The sequence below is a fragment of the Rhizobium skierniewicense genome, assembly GCF_014196515.1.
GTDB lineage: Bacteria > Pseudomonadota > Alphaproteobacteria > Rhizobiales > Rhizobiaceae > Agrobacterium > Agrobacterium skierniewicense.
The window spans coordinates 1-21,290 of record NZ_JACIDV010000024.1 but is presented as its reverse complement, the minus strand read 5'-3'; the positions used below and the strand labels follow the sequence as shown (position 1 = coordinate 21,290).

The following is a 21,290-nucleotide window of genomic DNA, read 5'->3' as shown; positions in this document are numbered from 1 at the left end:
TCAGGCCTCGGCAGTAATGCGATGGGTTTCAAGCGGAGTGTGGCGCGACAGGTTTTCAAACCCGTCTTTGGTCACGACATACATGTCACCAACATTGCAGCCGGCCGAGAGCGGCTCAAGCCACTGCGTGTGGAGCACGAAGACCATTCCCTCCTCCATCCGATCGTAGTTATGGGAGGATATGTTGAAGCTGTTCTGGCCGCCGGCCATCCCGACCGAATGGCCTAGATTTGGATTATGCGGGCCATGCGTCGCCGGATAGACATGCATGAGTGTGCGGCCCTGCGCTTCCCAGTCGATGTTCTTCACATATTGGCGCGGGATAAGCCTCGCGCTGCTGTCATCCATCGGCGCCCAGTTATAGGGCATGGTGCGCGCTTCCGGCGACGCCAGCATACCGCGCTCGATCATCGGTTCGAAGGCTGCATTGTTGATATCGCGCATCAATGCGCCGGGGCGGATCAGCTTTTCCGCACGCTTCACACCTTCGGTGCAGGCGGCGAGCACCTCTTCCTGGTGCTTGGTAATCTCGCCGATTGCGATCATCCGAGCGGTCTGCGCGGTGTAGCCACGATAGGTGACATTGGAGACGTAAAGATTGATCAGGTCCCCAGGTCGCACCACATGCCCATAAGGCTTGCCACAATGGGTGCCAAACTCGTTAATACCGATCTGGTAACCGTCACCGGTCTCGCCGCCGAAGGAGAGTTGCGCCTGGGTGAAGGCCGCATAAATCTCGTGGTCGGTCACGCCGGGTTTTGCCACATGATACGCCGCCTGCGTGGCGATGCTGACCAATTGGGCGGCAGCCCGAAACATCTCGATCTCGCGTGGCGAGCGCACCTTCTGCATGCGGTCGAGAATGGCATTGTCCGCGACGAATTTTACGCTTGGCATCAACGTGTCGAGACCTGCCCAGAAGGTCAGCGAGGTGCGGTCACCAATGCGGCCGATCTGGGCTTTGGATAGCCCCATCCCGGCCAGCAGTTCGGCACATTTTTCCGCGGTCTTGATGACGCTGTCGCCGGGACGGTCGGCATATTCCCGGCCGATCGGGCCGATCTGCCAGATGTCCTCTACCAGAACGGGTTCGCCGCCTGGCGGCAGAAGGACGGACTGAGTAAAGAAGGACAGCAAGACCATGGGCTTGTCGACGTCGGTCGGGATGATCAGCACGCCTTCCCGCATCCAGTCGCAAATATAGCGCAGATAATGGTTCGACATGTGAAACCAGCCCACACCGCCAGTATGGACGATCAGCGCGTCATGTCCGGCCTCCACCGCCTGCCGGCGGATGCGCCGCAGACGATCCTCGAATTCCTCGACCGGTAGAGGCAATGGTGCGGAGAAATCGAAATCAGGCTGGAAATCCGCTAGCAATGATCCGACGCGGTAGGAGCCGGTCTTTTCGGCACATAAATTCATGGGTGTTTCTCCGATTTTTTGAATTTCGATCAGGCCTGACGTGTCGGTGCCAGCACCCGCCTTGCCACCAACATGACGATCAGCGTCACACCGATCAGCAGGCCAGACATGGCAGCCACCCGCACATCGAGCGATTCTTCGATAAGGGCGAACATCCTGAGCGGCAGCACCGTCGTCTGGGCATCAGCGAGGAAGAGCGAGACGGAAACATTATCGAGTGACTGGATGAAAACGAGGAATGCGCCGGCGAGAATGCCCGGTGTCAGCAGGGGCAGGATCACGCGCCTCAGGGTGGTGAACCATGTAGCCCCCATCACCGTCGAAGCTTCTGCCAGCGAAGGATTGATGCCCTGAGCAACAACGGAAGCGGCGCGGTACATCAGTGGCCCGAACACGACGACATGGCCGATCACGGTCAGCCAGAGCGATGGCTGCAGGCCGACGAAATTGGCAACGATCAGCGCGGCCAGACCATAAACCAAGCTCGGTAGCACCAGCGGGGCGAGAAGCAGTGGCTCGATCGTGTTGACCGAACGACGTTGCATCCGCGCCATGCCAATGGTGGCGGGCACGGCAAAAAGCAGCGAGCCGAGAACAGCAAGGCCTGCGATCTTGAGCGAGTTGCCAGCGGCGATATGTTCGGTCCCGGAACGGACGGGATCGAGCAACGCCTCATACCAGCGCAGCGAGAAGCCCTCTGGTGGGTATTTGAGTGTCTGCCCTGACGTAAACGACATGGTAATTGCGATGACGATCGGGGCCACCAGATAGATCAGGCTCAAGCCGCCGAAGCCGAAGACGAATGCCTTGTAGAGCATGGCAGGGACCGGGTTTTCGGATTTTCTACGCATGGCCGACAAGCCTCCGGTGACGGGAAATCATGGTCATGCCGACGAGAAGAATGCCGGTCGATATAAGGAGCACGACAGCGATGGCAGAAGCCATCGGCCAGTCGAACAGCGTGCCGACCTCGCGGTAGATCAATTGCGGCACATAGACGTTGCGCGCGCCGCCGATCACCGCCTGGGTGACGAACGAGGCACTGGTGCTGGCAAAGACGAGAATCCACCCGGCCAGAAGTCCAGGCAGCATCATCGGCAGCAGGACCGTGACGAGAATGCGCCATGGCCCGGCGCCTGAAACCTGCGCAGCCTCGGTGTAGGTCACGGGGATGCGCGACAGGATCGCCACCAGCGGCAGGATGATCAGTGGTAGGTCGATCTGGCACATGGCCATCACAAGACCTAGTTCCGTTGACATCAGAGTGAACGGACGCTCGGCCAGTCCAAGCGCCACGAACGTCGTGCTGATCGGCCCCTGCCGCCCGAGAATAACGATCCAGGCAAAAGTCCGAACCACATTGCTGGTCAACATCGGGATCAGCGTCAGGAAAATGATGATCTGGCGTGCGGTCTTGCCGCTGTGCCAGTAGAACAGCGCGATCGGCACACCGAGCAGCGTCGTGGTGACGATAGTCTGTACCCCCAGCTTGGCGGTATTGACGAGAACGCGGTAGTTGAACGCATCGCCAAGAAATCGTGCGTAATTGTGCAGGGACAGACCGTCGGGGCCGATAAAACTGAAGCCGACAAGGACGGCGAGCGGCGTCGCAAAGAACGCCACCGATAGCGCAAGCATCGGGATAACGTAGGGGAAGCCGCTCGCCTTCATGGTTTACCCTCAACCGGCCACGAGGGCGTCGAACTGGCGGATCCATTCCGGCCGGTTCTTGTTGATCGCCGCCCAGTCCGGATACACGAGAGAGGCGAGCTGTTCGCGCTTCACATAGGCCTCAATGCCGGGTGTCAGTTCCACTTCTTTGTTCGTCGGGAACATTTCGGTTGGCGGCATTTTGAGCTTGTCCTGAGCGGCCTTCGAGATCGCGGCGTCCATATAGGCGTAGGCCGCGTCGACGTTCTTGGCGCCCTTGGTCAGATGGATGTTGACGGGAGCCGCGGGCGAACCCGTCTCCGGCTGGACGAATTCGGCGTTCAGCCCCATCGCCTTCAACTTGGCGACATTGCCGGTCGAGCACATGAAGACTGCGATTTCGCCTTGCTGGAACAGTGTCATCTGGTGGTTCGTGCTGGCTACCACGCCCTTGATCTGTTCCGGATGCTCCTTGAATAGCTTGAAGACGGCATCCATGTCAGTTGGGCCCGAACCAAAAATCTTGGCGATCTCGGTATAGGCCATCACGCCTGTATTGGAGGCAAAGCCGGTCCACGACACGAGGCCTTTGTAAGCCGGATTTTCAAAGAGATCGCGGTAGCCCTTCGGCGCCGGGACGAGATCTGGATTATAGGCGATGCCGTTGACTTCGACCGTCACGGTCAGGCCGTACTCGCCCTGGAAAACCGGATCGAGCATCCCCCAGTTTTTGAGCTTCGAGGGGTCGATCTTCTGGATGAGATCGTTCTCGATGGCGATGGCCATCTGGCCGGGCGACATCAAAAGCGTGTCGTAAGGCGGGTTACCGGGGCTTGCCATGACCTTGGCGAGCTGGTCCTGCGCCATTGCCGGGGCGACGGTCAGGTCGAAACCGACCTCCTTGACGAGAGGCGTCAGGACCGTACGGTAGCCGTCTTCCCAATTGCCTGGAAAGGTCGCGGCAACAGCCGTGCCACCGGCTGCACGGGCAGCAAAAGGAACGGTTGCTACCACAGCCGCACCGGCGGCAAGCAGTCCGAAACGGCGTCTTGTGATGTTGAAATCTTGCATCTGTTCACCTCTGTTGTTGTTATTCACGGAATGCTTCCGGTTCGCTCGGAAAGGCGTGACACCTCATGGTGTCTATCTCGGCAAAGAGCTGTGCTCCCGGCGCGGGAATGAAGACCGAAGGCCCGCGGACCTCCGAGGAACGAAGGTTGGTCCCGTCTTCGAGAAGAAGATCGTGGACAAGGGTGGGTCCAAGCGGGACGGACACCGTCAATCGCGCCGGTAGGGCCGACGCGCTCGGTGTCGCAGACAGGCGAACGTTTTCGGGACGGAAGGTGATCGTGACCTTGGAGCCCGCGGTGAAATTTAGACGACGCGGGAGGACGAGGGCCCTGCCATTCGCAAGCGTGACCAGGGTTGCCTCGGCATCCAGGCGATCCACCGTTCCATGCAGCACATTGGCCTGGCCGATGAACGTATTGACGAACAGCGTTTTCGGCCGGTCATAAACGGCCATCGGCGTGTCGATCTGCTCGACATTGCCCTTGTTCATCAGCACCAGACGGCCAGCGAGACTTTGCGCCTCCTCCTGATCATGCGTGACGATCAGCGTGGTGATGCCAAGCGTCTTCTGCAGATGCAGAAGCTCGACCTGTAGATCGAAACGAAGCGCCCGGTCCAAGGCGCCGAACGGTTCGTCGAGAAGCAGAAGCGATGGCCGTCCGGCAATGGCACGGGCCACCGCAACACGCTGCTGCTGGCCACCGGAAAGCTCACGCGGCAGGCGATGGCCAAATCCCTTCAACTGCACCAGCGACAGCATTTCCTCCACCCGCTCGCGGCGCTCGGCGCGCCCCACCTTCTGGCAGGCCAGCGGATATGCGATGTTCTCGGCGACCGTCAGATGTGGAAACAGGGCGTAGTTTTGGAAAACCATGCCGATACCGCGCGCACGCGCCGAAACATTGGCAAGGTCTTCACCTCCGAGCTGGATCACGCCGGTCTTCGGCCGGATCAGGCCTGCGATAGCGCGCAGCACGGTGGATTTGCCGCAGCCGCTCGGTCCAAGGAGCGCGACGATCTCACCGGCCTTTACCTCGAAAGAGATATCGCTGATCGCGTTCTGCCCGCCATAACTATGGGTCAAGCCACGAACGCTGAGCTCTCTGCCTTCTGCTGCCTTCGGGGTCTGCGACATGAGTGTTCCCTTGGGTTGCGGCTGCATAGCCGAGCGCGTCGAGCTCGTCGGTATCCAGCGGAGATGTGGTCGATCGGTAATTTTGAGTTCGCTTTGGGTCATGAGAGGGTAGTTGCAATCGGCGTGCCAACTACGTCAATTGAGTTCGCCTAACGAAATCAAATATATGATTTTATTTATTTATTTTTGATTTATCTATTTTCGTAACTTTGCAATAATGAAAAAAATGATATTCATTAAAATTTATTTATTGTGCATTTCTGATGAGAGACGATGATTTGTTGTGCAGATTTTTTCTCCCTCGACCTTTGAAGCGAGTCAATTCGGTGTTTTTCTCCAGGGCCGCGACAGCGCAGCGTACCGAGTAGTCAATATTATTATTCACCAATATCAATGCGTTATAATAAGTCCTCTTCAAAAAAATAATTAGCGCATTCGTGCGGATGATTCTCTCATCACAAACTTTCGAAAATTCATGCGAAAATAAACTCGAATGCTCATCTGATTTCTATGTAAAAAAGAATCTAGCAAAAACAGTCGCATGAGAGCAGTGAGGTCGAACTGGCATACTGATTGCATCGAGAAATCCTAAAAATTCACGACAACACAAATGTGAAAAAGGGGTTCCGCATGCATAGCTTCAAGAAAACTCTTACCGCCATCTTAGCAGGCATCGCCTTCGTTCTGCTCGCCTCAACCACCCACGCCGCAGAAGGCTCGCCCGTAAAGATGGTGCCGGAGGCGGATGTGGCCAAGCTTCCAGGCGTCGCATTCAATCAACAACTGGCAGATCGCCTGCCCGCAGCAATCAAGGAGAAGAAGGTCCTGAAGGTCGCGACGGATCTGACGCCGCCGATCAGCTTCCAGGATGAGGCTGGCAAGCTGATCGGTATCGATGCCGACCTCGCGGCAGCGCTAGGCGTCATTCTTGGCGTCGATGTGCAGATGACCAATGTCGGCGCGGGCGCAGCCATCGTCCCCGCCGTGCTCTCCAAGCGGTTCGACATGACGCTCTCCGGTATCAATGACGATGTGGAACTGGAAAAGCAGGTCGACGTAATCGACTACATGTATGACGCAACGACCATCATGACGGTCAAGGGCAATCCACTCGGCATCAAGAGCATGGAAGACCTCTGCGGCAAGAAGGTTGCCGTGCCTGTCGGGACGTTCCAGAACAGGCTCGTCGTCGCTGCCTCGGCAAAATGCAAGACCATGCCAATCGAGATCATATCAATCCCGAAAATGCCTGACGTCCTTCAGGCTGTGCGAACGGGCCGCGCCGATGCGACCGTCAATGGTTATGCAACGAGCGTCTACACCACCGAAAAGCAGACCGGCAAAGGCGTTGGCCTGCAAGCCTTGCCCGATGTCCGCCTCGCTGTCGGTTATCTTGGCATGCTGGTCTCAAAGGACAATCCGGAGCTCCGGGATGCCGTGATCGCCTCGCTCCAGCACATGGTCGACAGCGGCGCGTATCAGGCCATCATGGCGAAATGGAGCCTCGGGCCGCTTGCCGTGAAGACCGTCAAGTTCAACGACGCCGCCTCGATGCCGGTGGATTGAGCTATGGCACTCTTCACTCAACCGATCAGCATGACCGTCGCCCCGCTAAACGGCAAACCTGTAGGGTGGGGCCAACTTACAACTGGAACCATCGCGATCCTCGTGCTGGCCCTCATGGTTCTGGCTGTCGGGCGAAATCAGAGCGTCCAATGGAGCGAGATCCCGCGCTACATGATCGACCCCGTCATTCTTGGCGGCGTCGTCCTGACGCTCGAGCTGACAGCGGGCGCCATGGTCGCCGGCATCGTCATCGGTTGTCTCGTCGCCGTCATGGCAACCAGCCAGAACATCGTTCTCAAGGCGATCGCCGTCGCCTTCGTCTGGTGGTTCCGCGGCGTCCCGCTGATCGTCCAGATATTCTTCTGGTTCAACATCGCGCTCTTCGTCCCTGAGATCGGCTTAGGTTCCTGGTCGGTTTCGGTAAACGACATTGTCACACCCGCTTTCGCAGGCTTTCTGGCGTTAGGTCTACACGAGGCGGCAAATATGAGCGAGATCATTCGCAGTGGCCTGACTGCCGTGGATCGTGGACAGCGCGAAGCCGCATCGTCCCTGGGCCTCAGACCATTGCAAACCCTGCGAACCGTGGTCCTCCCTCAGGCAGTCCGGCTCATCGTCCCGCCGACTGGAAACCAGGCGATCGGGATGCTGAAGGCGAGTGCCATCGTCTCGGTCATCGGCATGCAGGACTTGTTGACACAGGCGCAGGCGATATACGCCCGCAACTTTCTGGTCATCGAGCTCCTATGCGTTGCCTCCCTTTGGTACCTCGGGATCACCACAGTCGCATCGATCGGCCAGCACTATCTGGAACGGAAACTCGCGCCGAAAGGTCGCTCGAACAGCTGCAAGAATTGAGCATGTGGGGCCAGCGCGCAGACAATGGCGCCACAAAATCAACCAAACAAGGGATCGCCACTGCAGCGCATCCCACCAGGAAACACCAAGGAGAGACCGTTATGAGACTGGGTATCGACAGCCAGAAACTTCCCGAGTTCGTGAAACGCGGGCCGCTCGCAAGCCTTGACCTTGTCAAGGAGCTCGGCCTTTCGGGCCTGTTTTTCCCGACAGTTCTCGACATGAGTCCGATGCTCGACAGAACTGCACTCCGCGCCATCCGCGAGAAGGCCGACGAACTCGGCCTCTACATCGAAAGCGGCGTCGGCAAGATCAACCCCTATTGCAGCGCCGAGGCTCCGGAGTTTCGCGCGATCGGAGATGGCGACGTTATTCTGGGCTTTACTAGGATGATCGAGGCAAGCGTTTCCATCGGCTGCCGCGAACTATGGGTCTCGCCGGGCAACTTCAAATCCGAGTATCGTGGCAGGCTGGCGAACGACCGCTTCCGCACCGACGTCACCTGGGACGAACAGTTGCTTGCAATCGAGAAGGTGTTGCTGAAGCTCGCTCCCGTCGCGCGCGCCAATGGCGTCCATCTCAATATGGAAACCCATGACGAGATCACGTCCTTCGAGATCGTGCGATTGATCGATAAGATCGGTGAGGACTGCTTGGGCGTTGTCTTCGACACGGCCAACGGCCTGCAGCGCGGCGAACATCCAGTTTACGCCGCAAAACGCGTCGCGCCCTACGTTCGCCAGACCCACATCAAGGACGCCTATGTGGGCCACGCACCGGGAGGCCTTGATTTCCAGACCCGCCCCGTCGGCCGCGGTATCGTGGATTTTGCTGCGATCATTCCGATCCTGGCTACGGCGAACCCGGATCTCAATCTCTCGTTGGAAGTTGCAGCCTCCGTCGAAGACAAACCGCGCAAGGCCAATCCGCGCCAGTGCATCGAGATTGACGACCCCGCGTGGCGCGCTGCCCACCCGGACCTGAATACGGAAGAGCAGGAAGCCTATCTTTCCCTGGTCAGCACCTTCGAAAAGCGCGTTGCATCCGACGAGATCCCGGATTGGGAGACCTATGAGGCAAACAACTACGGCTACCCGACATACGAAAAGCAGACCTATGGCTTCGGCGCGGCGATAACGTTCATTCGTAATTCGGCCGAGCATATCCAGACGATCTGCGCCGACAACGGCATTGATCTTTCCGCACCCCTCACAAAACGGCAAGCGGCTTGATATTGTCTTGGACGAGGACGGCAGCGATCTCCGCCGTCCTCGTGCAAAACCCCAAGATCAAGTGGATTTCCAGTGCGTATCAATGTACGCACCAATATGTGTATGGATGTGATAAGATCGAGCGACCGGCCGCTCGACTGAGTACGGAGCAAGACATGAAGAAGACACGTCGGCAAAACCCTAAAGCCGCCAAGGCAACGAGCGCGGCAGAAGCCACTGAAAATGCCAATGACGACGTCTCCGAGCGCATCCGCACCACCCTTGCCAATGCCATCGGAGAAGGGGCGCTGAAACCCGGCACCAAAATCCTCGAAGATGCCATTGCCGACCATTTCGGCGTCAGCCGCACCGTCGTTCGTGGCGCGCTCGGCGTGCTGGAAAGCGACCATCTGCTGGAGCGCAAGCGCAATCGTGGCACCTTCGTCGCAGAGCCGGGCATCGAAGAAGCCAAGGCTCTGTTCGAGGCACGCCGCAAGATCGAACACGCGATCCTCGACCTTGTCATGTCCCGCGCCACCACTGAACAACTCGATGCGCTGGAAAAATTGACCGACGAGGAAGAGCACATCCACCACCACGGTGACGAAAAATCGAAGACGGTGCTTTCCGGAAAATTCCATATTGTTCTGGCAGAGCATGGCGGCAATGCCGTCATGACCGAAATGCTCTCCAAGATCGTCGCGCGCCTGTCCCTCGTCATGGCGCTCTACGAAGAAGACAAAAAGGACGATTGCGGCGCCGACCACCACCGAATGATCGTCGCTGCATTGAAGGCAAAGGACTTGGCCAAGGCGCAACAGTTGATGGATCACCACCTCGGCGATATCGAGGAGCGCGTAAGGCTGACAGAAGGTCAGGGAGATCGGCATACGTTCTTGGCGGTGTTGGAGAATTTTTCCTGATCATCTAGCCTTGAACCAAATCGAACCATTGACACGCGTTCCTAAGGAATTTTCATCATCCGTGGTATTCAGGACAGACGCCGTGAATCAATGGATAACGCATCCAGAACTTCCAAAGTCGATTGAAACAAGATCTGCGCGCCTGCGACCCTATGTTCGGGTTCGACATATTCCGCCTCATTATGACTAAGACCCTCTCTGCATGGTACAAAAATCATGGCGGTCGGAGCGAGGCGCGATATGTAGAGAGCGTCGTGAAACGCACCGGACACCATAGGCTTGAAGGCCAGTCCAAGGTCACGGGCCGCGGTTTCTATACTGTTGATGCTGATGCCGGAAAACGAGGCTGGGCTCATATCGAATGTCTTGTGAAGATCAATCTGGCATGACTGCGCGGCAGCAGACACCTTGAAGACGTCCAGAACTTCGGCTTCGATCGCATCGAGGCGGTCACTTTCTGGATGTCGCAGGTCGATCGTCAGGGTGACAGACCCTGGTATGGCATTGATCGAACCGGGATATGCGGCGATCCGTCCAACCGTCAGGCGTGCGTTTTCGTCCATCGGCATAATCGTGCTGTGGAGTGTGTGCAGCGCAGATGCGACAGCCACCATGGGATCGCGACGAAAGGTCAGCTGAGTGGTTCCGGCGTGCGCCGCCTGCCCCGTCACGGTAACTTCAAGCCAGCGCGTCCCTTGGATACCGGTAACCACCCCGATCGGAATGTTCTCCTTTTCGAGCGTTGGTCCCTGCTCGATATGCAGTTCGAGATAGCCTAAAATCGGAAAACACAGCTTTCGCTGCTTGGCAACGGGCAGCGCACCAAGTGTCTCAGTTAGCGCATCTTGAAAGGACACCCCGTCAGTCCCGCGGAGCTCGTGCCATTCTTCCGGTATCTGTCCGAGCGAAAATGCCATGGAGCCCATTGTTCCCGGCGCAAACCGACTACCCTCCTCATTTGTCCAGGCAACGACTTCAATTGGTACATCCGTCTCGACGCCACCATCTTCCAGCGTTTCAAGAACCTCGAAGGCGGCAAGTGTTCCCAGAGCGCCGTCATAGCGCCCGCCTGTTGGCTGGCTGTCGAGATGACTGCCGATCAGGAAGGGTGGGCTTGCCTTGTTTTTCCCTTCGCGGCGAATGAACAGGTTGGCCATCTTGTCCTGGAAGACTGTAAAACCCCTTTCGATGGCGAGACCTGCCAGAAGAGCGCGCGCCTTCCGGTCCTCTGGCGACAGAGCCTGCCGATTGACACCGCCCGCAGGCGTTGCCCCGATCGCGGCGAAATCATCAAGACGTTTCAACAGTCGCTCGCCGTTTACCTGCGTGTATTGTTTCATGGCCGCAGACCAGCGATAAAAGCGCTGACCCGCGCCTTTTCGACCTTGTTCCACCAGACGCCGTCGTACTTCAAAGAACTCGCCACGATGACGCCATCGACGATATCAAGAATGTCACGGGCGTTGTCTGGCGTCACGCCACTACCCACCAGTGTTGGCAATCCTGCGGCCTCTTTGATCATACGGATATAGTCAAGATCAGCCGCGTGTCCAGTCCGCTGGCCAGTTGCGATAATCGCGTCTGCGTCGAAGAAAACCAGATCCTTGACCTGTTCCTCGACCGGACGGTCGGCGACGATCGCGTGCGCGCCATGCTTTACGTGGGCATCCGCGAAAATCTTGATCCCATTTGCGCGAAGCTGTGCACGGTAGCGCATCGCGCGGGCCGCCTCGCCCTCGATAAAGCCTTCATTGGCAACATAGGCATTGGCCCACTGGTTGACGCGCACAAAACCGGCACCTGAGGCACTCGCAATGGCAAGTGCTGGAATGGCGGCATTGGCGAGCACGTTGATGCCGATCGGCCGGCCGAGTTCACGGCGAATGCGGTCGGAGACGACGGACATATGTGCAGCGGTTTCAGGACCGATATCGTCCGGCTTGGAAAACGGAATATCGCCATGGTTCTCGATGATCACGCCATCACAACCACCGTTGAGATAGGCACGGGCATCGTCTAGCCCCTGTTGATAGACATCCTCGACAGCTTCCCCTCTGTAGCGCGGTGCGCCCGGCAAGGGAGCCAAATGCACGACGCCGATGACGGCCTTGCTGCGTCCAAAGAGAGAAGTGATCGCATCGCCGGCACCTGGTCCAACGGGTTTTAAGGACTGTGTCATGCGCTTTCCGTTTCTGATTGTTTGATAAGAAATGATATTTCATCTACCGGCGGGCAAGAAGCGAGCGTGCCAACCCGCGTTACTGCCAGCGCCGATGCTGCGACAGCGACGCGAAGAGCGGCCTCTTGCCGCATGCCTTGGGCAAGGCATCCGGCAAACACACCGCACAAAACATCGCCCGCTCCGCTGGTATCGACAACATCAACTTTTGGCGCCGCGATATAAACCGGTTCGACGCTGGCGCTGCCGAGAAGAAGACAACCGCGCGATCCCAGCGTGACGATTACGCAGCCCGAGCCAAGACCCCTGATCGCGGCAGCCGCATCTTCCGGCCGGCGCGAGCCCGCGATTGACTGCGCCTCACCTTCATTGACAATGACGATGTCCACGGCCTCGAAACGGGGTTGCCCGTCCGGTGCCAGCGGGCTCGCGTTGAAAATTGTTGTAAGGCCCTTTTCCCGCCCGGCGCGCAGGCAGGCCTCGGTTATCGCAGGGGTAAGGTTAGCCTGCACCACCAGCACATTATCCGGTTCGACAATGTCTCCAAAGTCGGTTTGTGCCAGTGGGTCGAATGCCAATGCGCAAGAGACACCACTGAGGATCATGTTTTCGCCACTCGCGTCAACAGCCACCGTCGAGCGGTCGGTCGGCAGATCGAACTCGGTTAAACAGGCACTGTCGATCTCGCCCGCCAGTCCATTTCGAATCCAGCCGCCATTCGCATCCCTGCCGATAGCGGCCCAAAATGTGACCGGCGCTCCGGTCCGTGCAGCGGCGACAGCCTGATTGGCACCCTTGCCGCCGAGACCATCCGTATGGCTCGCCGCATTGCGCGTCTCGCCCGCTTGCGGCAAAAGGTCGAAACGGAATGTGGTGTCTATGCAGACATTGCCGACGACATGCACGCGCATGGCTCAGGCCTTCCCTGTCGCCCAGGCGAGCATCTGTTCGAACAACGTCTTGTAACCCGACCACGCGATGAAGCTCGATGGCAGCCAGTGTGGACCGACATCGGAGGTCCAGGCGACCGTGCGGCCCTTACCATAGGTTCCTGTTACCAGCAGCGGCTGAGAACCATAGTCCGTCGACACCGTCGCCAGAACATCGGCACCGTCTTTTACCGTCACTTCATTGTAACCGAGCAGGATAGGCCAGTCTGTTCCAAGACCTTTCAGAATCGGGTGGCTTGCATCGCCGGTGACCACGGGCGCAAAACCTTCCGGCACTTCGACACGATCGTCATAGGCAAGGCAGGAAACCGGTAGCACGTCTTCGACTGGCGTTTTGCGATAGCGCGCACCACCATTGATGCCCTGGAAGCTGTAATAGCCTCCAAACATCAGGAGCGCACCACCGTTCTGAACATACTCTCGCAACAGACGTAGACGGTTCGGTGTGGTCTTGGAGTGAATCCAGGTGTCGGGATGCAAAAGCAGTGTGTTGGCGCCGATATCAGACAGGATGATCGCATCATATGCTGACAGTGCCTCCAGCGATTGCGGGAAGTCACGCTGCGCTTCGTGCGCTGGCATGAACTGGACGTCGAAAGGACTGTCCTTGAGCGCGGCCAACAGCTCGTCTGCACCGGTATGATAGGTAACGGTCGGAAACTGGTCGAAGCCTTTGATATGGGTCGCCGTGGACACCCAGGATTCGCCCGCGAGAAGAACTTTGGACTTGGACATGAAAACTCCTTGGATATGTCGCTCAGCGTTTCAGATTACGCTGGAAAAAACGGATTTCGGATTGTCGATGAGCATCTGTTCGATGGCCTCTTGCTCGACGCCGTGTCGCTTCAGGCGCGGAAGGAAGTGCTTGAGGATGAAGCCGTAACCGAAGCCACCGTAGCGGGTGAGCATGATTTTCATAAAAACGTCCTGCGACAACAGAATACGGTCGGCGTATCCCATGTCGATCAGTGAACGGATGGCACGGGCATTCTGTTCGTCAGATGGCGATTGGGCATCCTGATCGGCATAATAGAAGTCCATGCCGATCATATCGTATTCCAGAAAAGCACCGCGCTCGGCCAGTGCCTTCTGGTAGGGCAGATCGTCATGGCTGGGGTTCATATGGCACAGGATAGTATGGCGCAGATCAGCACCCTCCTCCTCCACAACATCCAGAACATCGTGAGCCAGTCGCTCCCAGCCGGGAAGGTGGATGGACAGGGGCACGCCGGTGATCTTCGATGCCCGGGCAGCGCCCCGCAGCGACTTGCGTTCTTCGGCGGTAAAATCCTTGCTGACGCCGATTTCACCGATGATACCTGCCATGACCTCCGGCTGCGTTTCACCACCGCCGATATCATCGACGATAAACTGGGCGACCTCATCGACATCCATGGATTTCAGCCATTCGGGGTGGCTGAATTCAAGGTAAAAGCCGGTCCCCATCACGATTTTCAAACCGGACATCTTCGCGATCCGGGCAAGCTTCGCCGGCTCGCGGCCAATGCCGATATTGGTCGTATCGACGACCGTATGTCCGCCCAAGGCCTGAAACCGGCTCAGTTCCGATAGCGCCAGATCGCTGTCATCCAGCGAAACGTTATCGCGGTTCATATAGGGGTTCATCCGCAGCTCACCGATGATCTCGATGCTGACCTTCTGCTCGCCGATAGCCTGCGCCTCGGGATGGCAAGGGCAGCGCCAGGATTTGGCACCATCCAGCAGAATATGCTCGTGCATAAGGGTGATGCCCATGTTAGCGACTGGCAGAGCTCCGAGAACCGTCATCACTGTCCCGGATTTGACGCCGATTTCCACTCGCCCTCTGGGTGTCGTGCCGAACAGATGATCCATGTCTATTTACCCCTGACTGCGCCACGGAACAGGCGGAAATTGAGCCAAACGGCGATCAGGATGATGGTGCCAGTGACGATCGGTGTCAGGAACGGCGACATGTGCGCGAGGATGAGGCCATTGGCGATGACTGCGACGGTAAGCGCTCCGAGCACTGTCCCGATAAGTGTGCCGCGCCCGCCAAACAGGCTGGTTCCCCCGAGAACGACGGCGGCGATCACCTCGAGTTCAAAGCCCTGGCCAGCATTGGACGAGCCTGAGCCGAGACGTGCGGTGACGATGATACCCGCAAGTGCCGCAGCCGTGCTGGAGAGGATGTAAACGAACATCGTCGTGAAGCGGGTGTCGATGCCGGCGCGACGCACCGCTTCGGCATTGGCGCCGATGCCGGTGACGTAGCGTCCGAAGGGCGTCTCATTGAAGGTGATATGGGCGATCAGCAATATAGATAGCGCAATCCAGGCTGGCACCGGAACGCCCAGAAACCAGGAGCGGCCAATGACATTGAAAACACTGGCCGGATCGACGGGGATCGAGTAACCGCCAGTGATCAGGAGCGCCAGCCCACGGATGACAGACAGACCAGCCAGTGTGACGATGAAGGCGGGGATACGCTCATAGGCGATGAAAAAGCCCTGGATTGCGCCGATGATCGCACCCAACAACAGCATCACCAGGATGACCAGAGGCCATGCAAGACCGCCTTGGAGAGCGGTTGCCGACAATGTGGCAACGAGTGCCAGCACAGAGCCGACGGACAAATCGATGCCACCGGTGGTGATGACGAAGGTCATGGCGGCGGCAACGATCAGAAGCGGTGCCGACTGGCGGATGATATTTAGCAGGTTCGGCGCCGTGAGGAAGGCATCGGTGATGAACGAAAAGACGACGCAGACGACGATAAAGAAAAGGGCGATGGAGACGACACTGCCATTGGCCAGCAATTTTTCCCAGAGTGTCGCCTTGCGCAGGCGCGATGGCGAAACGTGCGAACCGGCATGCCCGGCTTGAGATGACGACGTGCTCATGCTGAAACTCCGTTTTCATTGCCGTGCCCGGCGGAGCGGGCAGAGAACTTGCGCCCGACGATCAGATTGACGACTTCCTCGATACTGGTGTCGCCAATCAGCCGCTCGGCGACATTGCGCCCTTCATACATGACCTGAATGCGATCGCAGACGAGGAACAGATCCTGCAGACGATGGGTTATGAGGATGACACTGACACCCCGCGCACTGACCGTGCGGATCAGTTCGAGCACGGCTTCGACCTCGGCTACTGCAAGAGCCGCCGTAGGTTCGTCCATAATGAGAACCTTGGGCTCGAACGATGCTGCGCGGCCTATGGCGATCGACTGGCGCTGACCACCAGACAGGTTTTCGACCTTCAGCCGTGTATCTGCAATAACGATTCCGAGCCGGTCGAGCATCTCGCGCGCCAAACCGTGCATTTTCTTCTTGTCGAGAAAAGACACGCCTAAAACATGACGACGCGGTTCGCGACCGAGAAATAGATTGCCCGCGACATCCACCGTGTCACAGAGCGAGAGGTCTTGATAGACCATCTCCACATGGGAGGCGCGCGCATCAGCCGGCGAGGAAAAAGAAACGACTTTGCCGTCGATCTCGATTGTGCCGCTATCGGGAATGACGGCACCCGACAGCACTTTGCTCAGCGTCGATTTTCCGGCTCCATTGTCACCCACTAGGCCCAGAACCTCGCCTGGCTTAAGGGTCAACGTGACGTTGTCCAGCGTTTGAATTGGGTTGTAGCGTTTCGAAATACCGGTCATCCGGACACGGTATGTTTCGCCGTCGGTCATGGTGGCGTTCCTGTTCATGGTGGCTTCAAGAAAGATTGCATCTTTTGCAGCTCCACCGCCCTTGTCCTAAACCCGCAAACGCAGAAAGGTAATGGCGGGGAAGTGCCGTAAATTCCGTCTCCCCGCGAGCAGGAAGACGATGGCCAATCGCCAGATGGGTATGGGCTTTGACCAAGAGACGCGCGCTTACTTGAACATGTCCTTGAACTTGGCAACGTTAGCCTTGGTGACGATCGTTACCGGAACGTTGATGATCGGCTCGATGGTTTCACCCTTTTTCAGCCTGGTCAAGGCTTCGACAGCCGCCTTGCCCTCACCTGCCGGATCCTGCTGGACGACGGCTGTAACCCAGCCTTCTTCGATACCCTTGACTGCCTGCGCGGTCAGATCCCAGCCAAATATCTTGACGTCTTTCTGGCGCCCCTGACTTTCGACGGCCGAGACGGCGCCGATCAACTGCGGCTCGCCGGTGGCATAGATCGTCGTCATGTCGGGATTGGCTGTCATCAGGTTCTCAGCGGCACCCAGCGCGACGTCCTGCTGGTTCTGACCATCAACCGTGTCGAGAAACGTAACAGTCTGGCCGCTATCTTTGACCGCCTTTTTGAACCCATCGAGACGCTGATTCTGGATGAAGGAATTGAGGGCGCCAACAATACCGGTCTTGGCTGTACCACCCATGTCGGTCTTCACATAATCAGAAAAGAACTTGCCGATGTCTTCACCGGCTTTGGCGTTGTCGACACCGATAAATGCGACATTGTCGCCGTCAGGAATTTGCGCATCGATAGCGACGACCGGGATGCCTGCGGTCTTGGCAGCCGTGATCGCCGGCTTCACACCATTGACATCAATGGCGACCAGAATGATTCCATCAACCTTCTGGGTAATATAGTTTTCGATCGCATCGTTCTGCGCGGCAGGCACGTTGTTTGCGTTGAAGATTACCAGTTTCGCACCGGCAGCATCTGCCGCCTTCTGCGCACCGTCATTGATCTGATTAAAGAACAAAGCCTGCTGGTTGATTGTAACCAGAGCAAAAGTGTCTGCGCTCGCGGATGCGACGCCGAAAGCAAGCGTGATGACGGCGGCTGCGGTGCTGTGAATTAAAAATCTTGAAAGGCGCATTCGGGTTCCCCTTGTTTTTCAAAACGGCCCGTAACCGGACCATCTGGCGCTTAAGCACAAGGGTATAATTCAAGAGACTTGAATCTTTGTCAAGTCTCTTGAAAATAGTTTTCCATAAGCAGGTTTTTAGAATGTGGCTGGCGTGTTGACCCAGAAAATGCTGGCCCGTTCCTGGCCTGTATTGCGATAATGGTGCGGCAGTTCTGAATTGAAGACAAAGGCATCACCCGCCGTCAGCATGTAGCTCTTTTTATCGACAATCAGCTCGATCGCACCCACGAGAAGATACCCGACTTCTTCGCCCGCATGCTGGATTGGACCAGCACTTTCACCACCCTCCTCGATGTGATGGATATTGCACTGAAGCAAATGGCCGGCTGAATAGGGTATAATCCGTTCCAGCGAAATCCCCTCACCGCGTCTTAAGGGATCAAGCGCAATCAGCGGCCGTGTGCCAGCACGGAAGACAATACCTTCCTCGCCGTCCGAATCTTCAAACATCCAACCGATATTCGTATCGAGCGCGCCCACCAAACGATGCAGCATGGGCAATGAAGGTGACGCTTTGCCATTTTCGATTTTCGACAGCAAGCTTTCAGAGCAGTTAGCGGCATCAGCAAGGGCCTTCAACGTCATACCCCGCGTCTGGCGAGCCAGCCGCAACCTCATCCCCAATCGCGCTGGATTAACGGCCTGCTCTAGAGGGTCACTGAAAATCTCTGTCATTAATCCTGGACCGCCTTCATTCTTTACAAGTGGACTCAAAGCCGGCTCTCTGCTGCGTTATCATAGCGGTTGGATGGCCCTGATCGATACCATTTATCACCAGACTTTCATGTCGATCAAGATGCTTGAATTCTACGCCGGATCAATTTTTGACAGGCACGTGGGATCCAGTGCCGTAAGAATCCAATTACCACCAGCTCACTTTTGCATCTTGATGCAGCTCCCTTAGCTCGACACGAAATGCCGTGATGACTCACAGTCATCAAAAACGTGCAGTGATGCAGGCGTTGCCTTCTGAGATGCGGCATTGTGGGTTCGCGTAATGAACAACGAGGTCGTGAGAACCAAAATGGCTACACCAAATGAAAAGTTGGCTGACGCCCTGCAAGCTCTTAAAACATTGCAGGATGGCGGGCGCCGAATATTCAAGTCCGACGAGTTCAGCCGACTACACCGAGAGCGCCTTACACGGAGCGGATTTCTCCAAGAAGTCATCCGCGGCTGGCAAATGTCAACGGGGCCCCAGTCCCAAGACGGCGACACAACCCGTGGTACGCTTCATTTTGGGAGTTCTGCTTCCTATATTACAACGACCGCTTTGGACGGGAATGGCGTGCGCATCATCAGCGATATGGCGGGAGATTTCGCTCAGATGCTGGGTCATGGCATGGGTGTCGCACCACGGCATGACCAATGCGGCGGCCTTACCAAGCTTTGGACAAATTGCACCGAAGATGTAGGCCGACCTTGTACGTTGATCATGCGGCGCTGTAGGCCGTGTTCCACGTTTGGCCCAGCGGCGCGTGATCTTGTTCTTCTGGCCGATCCGAGCCTCATCCTGGAACCAGATTTCTACTCGTTTTCCTCGGGCTGCTCCGGCGGCAATGTCTGCCACTGCGGCGGGGAAGCTTTTTTAAAATCCACGATAGCTTGGGGGTCTTGAGCATGATGCCGCGGTCGGGCCGTGAGCTTACGATAGCCCAACGCCTGCAGTTCGCGCCCACGCGTCTGGCGGCTCACCGAGATACGGTGCTCCTGCCAAAGCCATTGCATCAGATCGACAAGTCTCCAGCGCACGACCCCATCGAGATAGGGAACGGGACCTTTCTCAACGACCTCGATGAGTGATTTGCGCTGCTTGTCGCTCAACAGCGGCTCACGGCCTTTGGCCTTTCTGGTCTTCAGACCGTCTGGACCGGACTGGTTGAAGCGCTCGACCCAATCGCGGACGATTTGCAAACCGACCCCGCCCATAGAAGCGGCTTGCCTCCGCGATCCGCCTTCGTAGATCACCGACAAAGCAAGCAATCGCCGGGACAAGTCCGCGTCTCGGCTTTTTCTGGCAAGCTGACGCAGGCCCTCAGCGGTGTAGTCCCGACGAATATCGAGTGCCGTTCCCATGGCGAAATCTCCTTCCGCCATGTTGAATCATGATTTGCTTCAAAACGGAATCCCGTGAGTCAAATTCATAAGGCACTGGTATAAATCGTCTCCCCTGGACCATCATGCGAACGGCTGATGATGCGACGATGCTCGCATATGATCAGACCTTCTGCTGCAACAGCGATGCGATCTGGGTAAACACGAACGCTGACAGGCCGATTGGCGAAGGATGCCGGAACACTGTAGCGATTACGATCAAAGTGGACGAGACCCCTCTCGGCGATGCAAGCATCGCCTGCCGGCAGTGGGTCGGGGAAACCCGCTTGGTATGTTCGACAAATCCATCGAAGACACGTGCTGTTGGCATGAGAGCCTGCGCTTCCTCAGCCCATAGTTAAGCGATGGTCCGACGCATCTTTCCATGCGGGGTCTGCTGCCAAACCCCTTTGCATCGAAGCTCCAGCCAGTCGTTCAGGGCTTCCAGTGATGGAAAGCGTGGTGTTGGTTGAAAGAACCGGTGGCGTGAATCCTGGACATTCTTCTCGACCTGGCCTTTCTCCCAGCCAGACGCTGGATTGCAGAATTCCGGTTCATAGAGGTAGTGGCTGGCCATTGCCATGAAGCGGACATTGAAGTTGCGCTCTTTGCCGCGACCTATTTTGTCGATTGCCGTACGCATGTTGTCATAAATGCCACGTCGAGGAACGCCGCCAAAGACACGGAATGCGTGGTTATGGGCATCAAACAGCATCTCGTGTGTTTGGAGAAGATACGCCCGGACGATGAACGCGCGGCTGTAGCTCAGCCTCGTATGGGCCACCTGCAGTTTGGTGCGTTCATTGCAAATGATTGCCCAGTCTTCCGACCAGTCGAACTGAAAGGCTTCACCGGGGTCAAAGGCCAACGGAACGTATGTCCCACGCCCCGAGGTCTGCAGTTCTCTCTGAAGATCAGCCTTCCATTCCAGAGCAAATGCAGCAACTCGCCCATACGACCCATCATAGCCAAGGCTCACCAAGTCGGCATACAACTGCTTCATCGTCCGCTTCTACTTGCGGTTCTTCTTCGCTTCTGTCCTCAGCCAAGCCGTTAATCGATCAGCAAAAGGGTCAAGTTTACTCGGTCGCTCTGGAACTCTGAACTTCGGTTCCACACTCCCCAGACGCAGGTATTTGCGGACCGTATTCCGAGACAGACCGGTCCTGCGACCAATCTCTCGGATCGATAAATGCTCTCGAAAATGCCAGCGTCGGATCACGCTCAATAACGCCATGTCGATCACTCCGTAGCCCTCGCTGAAAACACGCAGGGCAGGTTCAAACATGGGTCAATTCTCGATGGAAATATCCTATGCTACCGGGTCAGTTCTCAGTGGCAATCAACAACGCCGAGGCGGAGGCTGAATGGAA

The 21,290-nt window shown here is 57.1% G+C and carries 21 protein-coding genes and 1 pseudogene; 5 read left to right on the top strand and 17 right to left on the bottom strand.

The window, feature by feature from the left end:
* From GGQ73_RS22520 to GGQ73_RS22500, 5 genes are read right to left on the bottom strand one after another with little or no spacing between them, the layout of a single operon-like run.
* Positions 1-1,425, bottom strand: coding sequence for a M24 family metallopeptidase (locus GGQ73_RS22520; protein WP_183897954.1), 1,425 nt, complete (start codon positions 1,423-1,425; stop codon positions 1-3).
* A 29-nt stretch (positions 1,426-1,454) separates the two neighbouring features.
* The gene (locus tag GGQ73_RS22515; RefSeq protein WP_183897953.1) at positions 1,455-2,276 is read right to left on the bottom strand and encodes an ABC transporter permease; all 822 of its coding nucleotides are present in this window, start codon (positions 2,274-2,276) and stop codon (positions 1,455-1,457) included.
* On the bottom strand, positions 2,269-3,096 hold the full coding sequence (locus GGQ73_RS22510) for an ABC transporter permease (protein WP_183897952.1): 828 nt from the start codon (positions 3,094-3,096) through the stop codon (positions 2,269-2,271). Before GGQ73_RS22510 ends, GGQ73_RS22515 begins: the two co-directional genes overlap by 8 nt.
* A gap of 9 nt (positions 3,097-3,105) precedes the next feature.
* Complete coding sequence (locus GGQ73_RS22505; RefSeq protein WP_183897951.1) at positions 3,106-4,146, bottom strand: ABC transporter substrate-binding protein; 1,041 nt, start codon at positions 4,144-4,146, stop codon at positions 3,106-3,108.
* Between the two features lie 19 nt (positions 4,147-4,165).
* Entirely contained in the window at positions 4,166-5,281 is a 1,116-nt protein-coding gene (locus GGQ73_RS22500) for an ABC transporter ATP-binding protein (protein ID WP_412763002.1), read from the bottom strand.
* A gap of 630 nt (positions 5,282-5,911) precedes the next feature.
* On the opposite strand from GGQ73_RS22500, the gene GGQ73_RS22495 reads away from it, so the two are divergent.
* The 4 genes from GGQ73_RS22495 to GGQ73_RS22480 all read left to right on the top strand — a co-directional run bounded on the left by GGQ73_RS22495 (position 5,912) and on the right by GGQ73_RS22480 (position 9,839).
* The gene (locus tag GGQ73_RS22495; protein WP_183897949.1) at positions 5,912-6,847 is read left to right on the top strand and encodes an ABC transporter substrate-binding protein; all 936 of its coding nucleotides are present in this window, start codon (positions 5,912-5,914) and stop codon (positions 6,845-6,847) included.
* A 3-nt stretch (positions 6,848-6,850) separates the two neighbouring features.
* A complete protein-coding gene (locus GGQ73_RS22490) occupies positions 6,851-7,705 on the top strand; it encodes an amino acid ABC transporter permease (RefSeq protein WP_183897948.1) in 855 nt (284 codons plus the stop codon).
* A 101-nt stretch (positions 7,706-7,806) separates the two neighbouring features.
* On the top strand, positions 7,807-8,937 hold the full coding sequence (locus GGQ73_RS22485) for a sugar phosphate isomerase/epimerase family protein (protein WP_183897947.1): 1,131 nt from the start codon (positions 7,807-7,809) through the stop codon (positions 8,935-8,937).
* 155 nt (positions 8,938-9,092) lie between these two features.
* Positions 9,093-9,839, top strand: a complete 747-nt coding sequence (locus GGQ73_RS22480; protein WP_183897946.1) for a GntR family transcriptional regulator — start codon at positions 9,093-9,095, stop codon at positions 9,837-9,839.
* Between the two features lie 68 nt (positions 9,840-9,907).
* On the opposite strand, the gene GGQ73_RS22475 is transcribed toward GGQ73_RS22480, so the two are convergent.
* The 9 genes from GGQ73_RS22475 to GGQ73_RS22435 all read right to left on the bottom strand — a co-directional run bounded on the left by GGQ73_RS22475 (position 9,908) and on the right by GGQ73_RS22435 (position 18,408).
* Complete coding sequence (locus GGQ73_RS22475; protein WP_183897945.1) at positions 9,908-11,179, bottom strand: Zn-dependent hydrolase; 1,272 nt, start codon at positions 11,177-11,179, stop codon at positions 9,908-9,910.
* Complete coding sequence (locus GGQ73_RS22470; protein WP_183897944.1) at positions 11,176-12,018, bottom strand: BtpA/SgcQ family protein; 843 nt, start codon at positions 12,016-12,018, stop codon at positions 11,176-11,178. Before GGQ73_RS22470 ends, GGQ73_RS22475 begins: the two co-directional genes overlap by 4 nt.
* Complete coding sequence (locus tag GGQ73_RS22465) at positions 12,015-12,929, bottom strand: ribokinase (RefSeq protein WP_183897943.1); 915 nt, start codon at positions 12,927-12,929, stop codon at positions 12,015-12,017. Before GGQ73_RS22465 ends, GGQ73_RS22470 begins: the two co-directional genes overlap by 4 nt.
* Before the next feature lie 3 nt (positions 12,930-12,932).
* Positions 12,933-13,703 carry a glutamine amidotransferase gene (locus tag GGQ73_RS22460; protein WP_183897942.1) on the bottom strand — a complete coding sequence of 257 codons (771 nt, stop codon included), beginning with the start codon at positions 13,701-13,703 and terminating at the stop codon, positions 12,933-12,935.
* Between the two features lie 30 nt (positions 13,704-13,733).
* Positions 13,734-14,822: a phosphotriesterase family protein gene (locus GGQ73_RS22455; RefSeq protein WP_183897941.1), complete on the bottom strand. Its 1,089-nt coding sequence runs from the start codon at positions 14,820-14,822 to the stop codon at positions 13,734-13,736.
* Positions 14,823-14,824: 2 nt separating this feature from the next.
* Positions 14,825-15,850: an ABC transporter permease gene (locus GGQ73_RS22450; RefSeq protein ID WP_183897940.1), complete on the bottom strand. Its 1,026-nt coding sequence runs from the start codon at positions 15,848-15,850 to the stop codon at positions 14,825-14,827.
* The gene (locus GGQ73_RS22445; RefSeq protein ID WP_183897939.1) at positions 15,847-16,644 is read right to left on the bottom strand and encodes an ATP-binding cassette domain-containing protein; all 798 of its coding nucleotides are present in this window, start codon (positions 16,642-16,644) and stop codon (positions 15,847-15,849) included. The genes GGQ73_RS22450 and GGQ73_RS22445 overlap by 4 nt, the downstream gene beginning before the upstream one ends.
* A gap of 186 nt (positions 16,645-16,830) precedes the next feature.
* Complete coding sequence (locus GGQ73_RS22440) at positions 16,831-17,772, bottom strand: ABC transporter substrate-binding protein (RefSeq protein WP_183897938.1); 942 nt, start codon at positions 17,770-17,772, stop codon at positions 16,831-16,833.
* Between the two features lie 126 nt (positions 17,773-17,898).
* On the bottom strand, positions 17,899-18,408 hold the full coding sequence (locus GGQ73_RS22435; RefSeq protein ID WP_234911071.1) for a helix-turn-helix domain-containing protein: 510 nt from the start codon (positions 18,406-18,408) through the stop codon (positions 17,899-17,901).
* Between GGQ73_RS22435 and GGQ73_RS23420 the strand changes: the two genes are divergently transcribed.
* Positions 18,317-18,727, top strand: coding sequence for a hypothetical protein (locus tag GGQ73_RS23420; protein WP_234911072.1), 411 nt, complete (start codon positions 18,317-18,319; stop codon positions 18,725-18,727). The two genes, GGQ73_RS22435 and GGQ73_RS23420, sit on opposite strands and share 92 nt — an antisense overlap.
* Positions 18,728-19,009: 282 nt before the next feature.
* Here GGQ73_RS23420 and GGQ73_RS23415 read toward each other — a convergent pair whose 3' ends face one another.
* The 3 genes and pseudogenes from GGQ73_RS23415 to istA form a co-directional block, all read right to left on the bottom strand.
* A complete protein-coding gene (locus GGQ73_RS23415; protein ID WP_183897937.1) occupies positions 19,010-19,393 on the bottom strand; it encodes a transposase in 384 nt (127 codons plus the stop codon).
* Positions 19,351-19,899: a helix-turn-helix domain-containing protein gene (locus tag GGQ73_RS22425; protein ID WP_183897936.1), complete on the bottom strand. Its 549-nt coding sequence runs from the start codon at positions 19,897-19,899 to the stop codon at positions 19,351-19,353. Before GGQ73_RS22425 ends, GGQ73_RS23415 begins: the two co-directional genes overlap by 43 nt.
* A gap of 80 nt (positions 19,900-19,979) precedes the next feature.
* A pseudogene (gene istA / locus GGQ73_RS22420) lies at positions 19,980-21,154 on the bottom strand (IS21 family transposase); the annotation flags it as partial.
* Between the last annotated feature and the right edge of the window lie 136 nt (positions 21,155-21,290).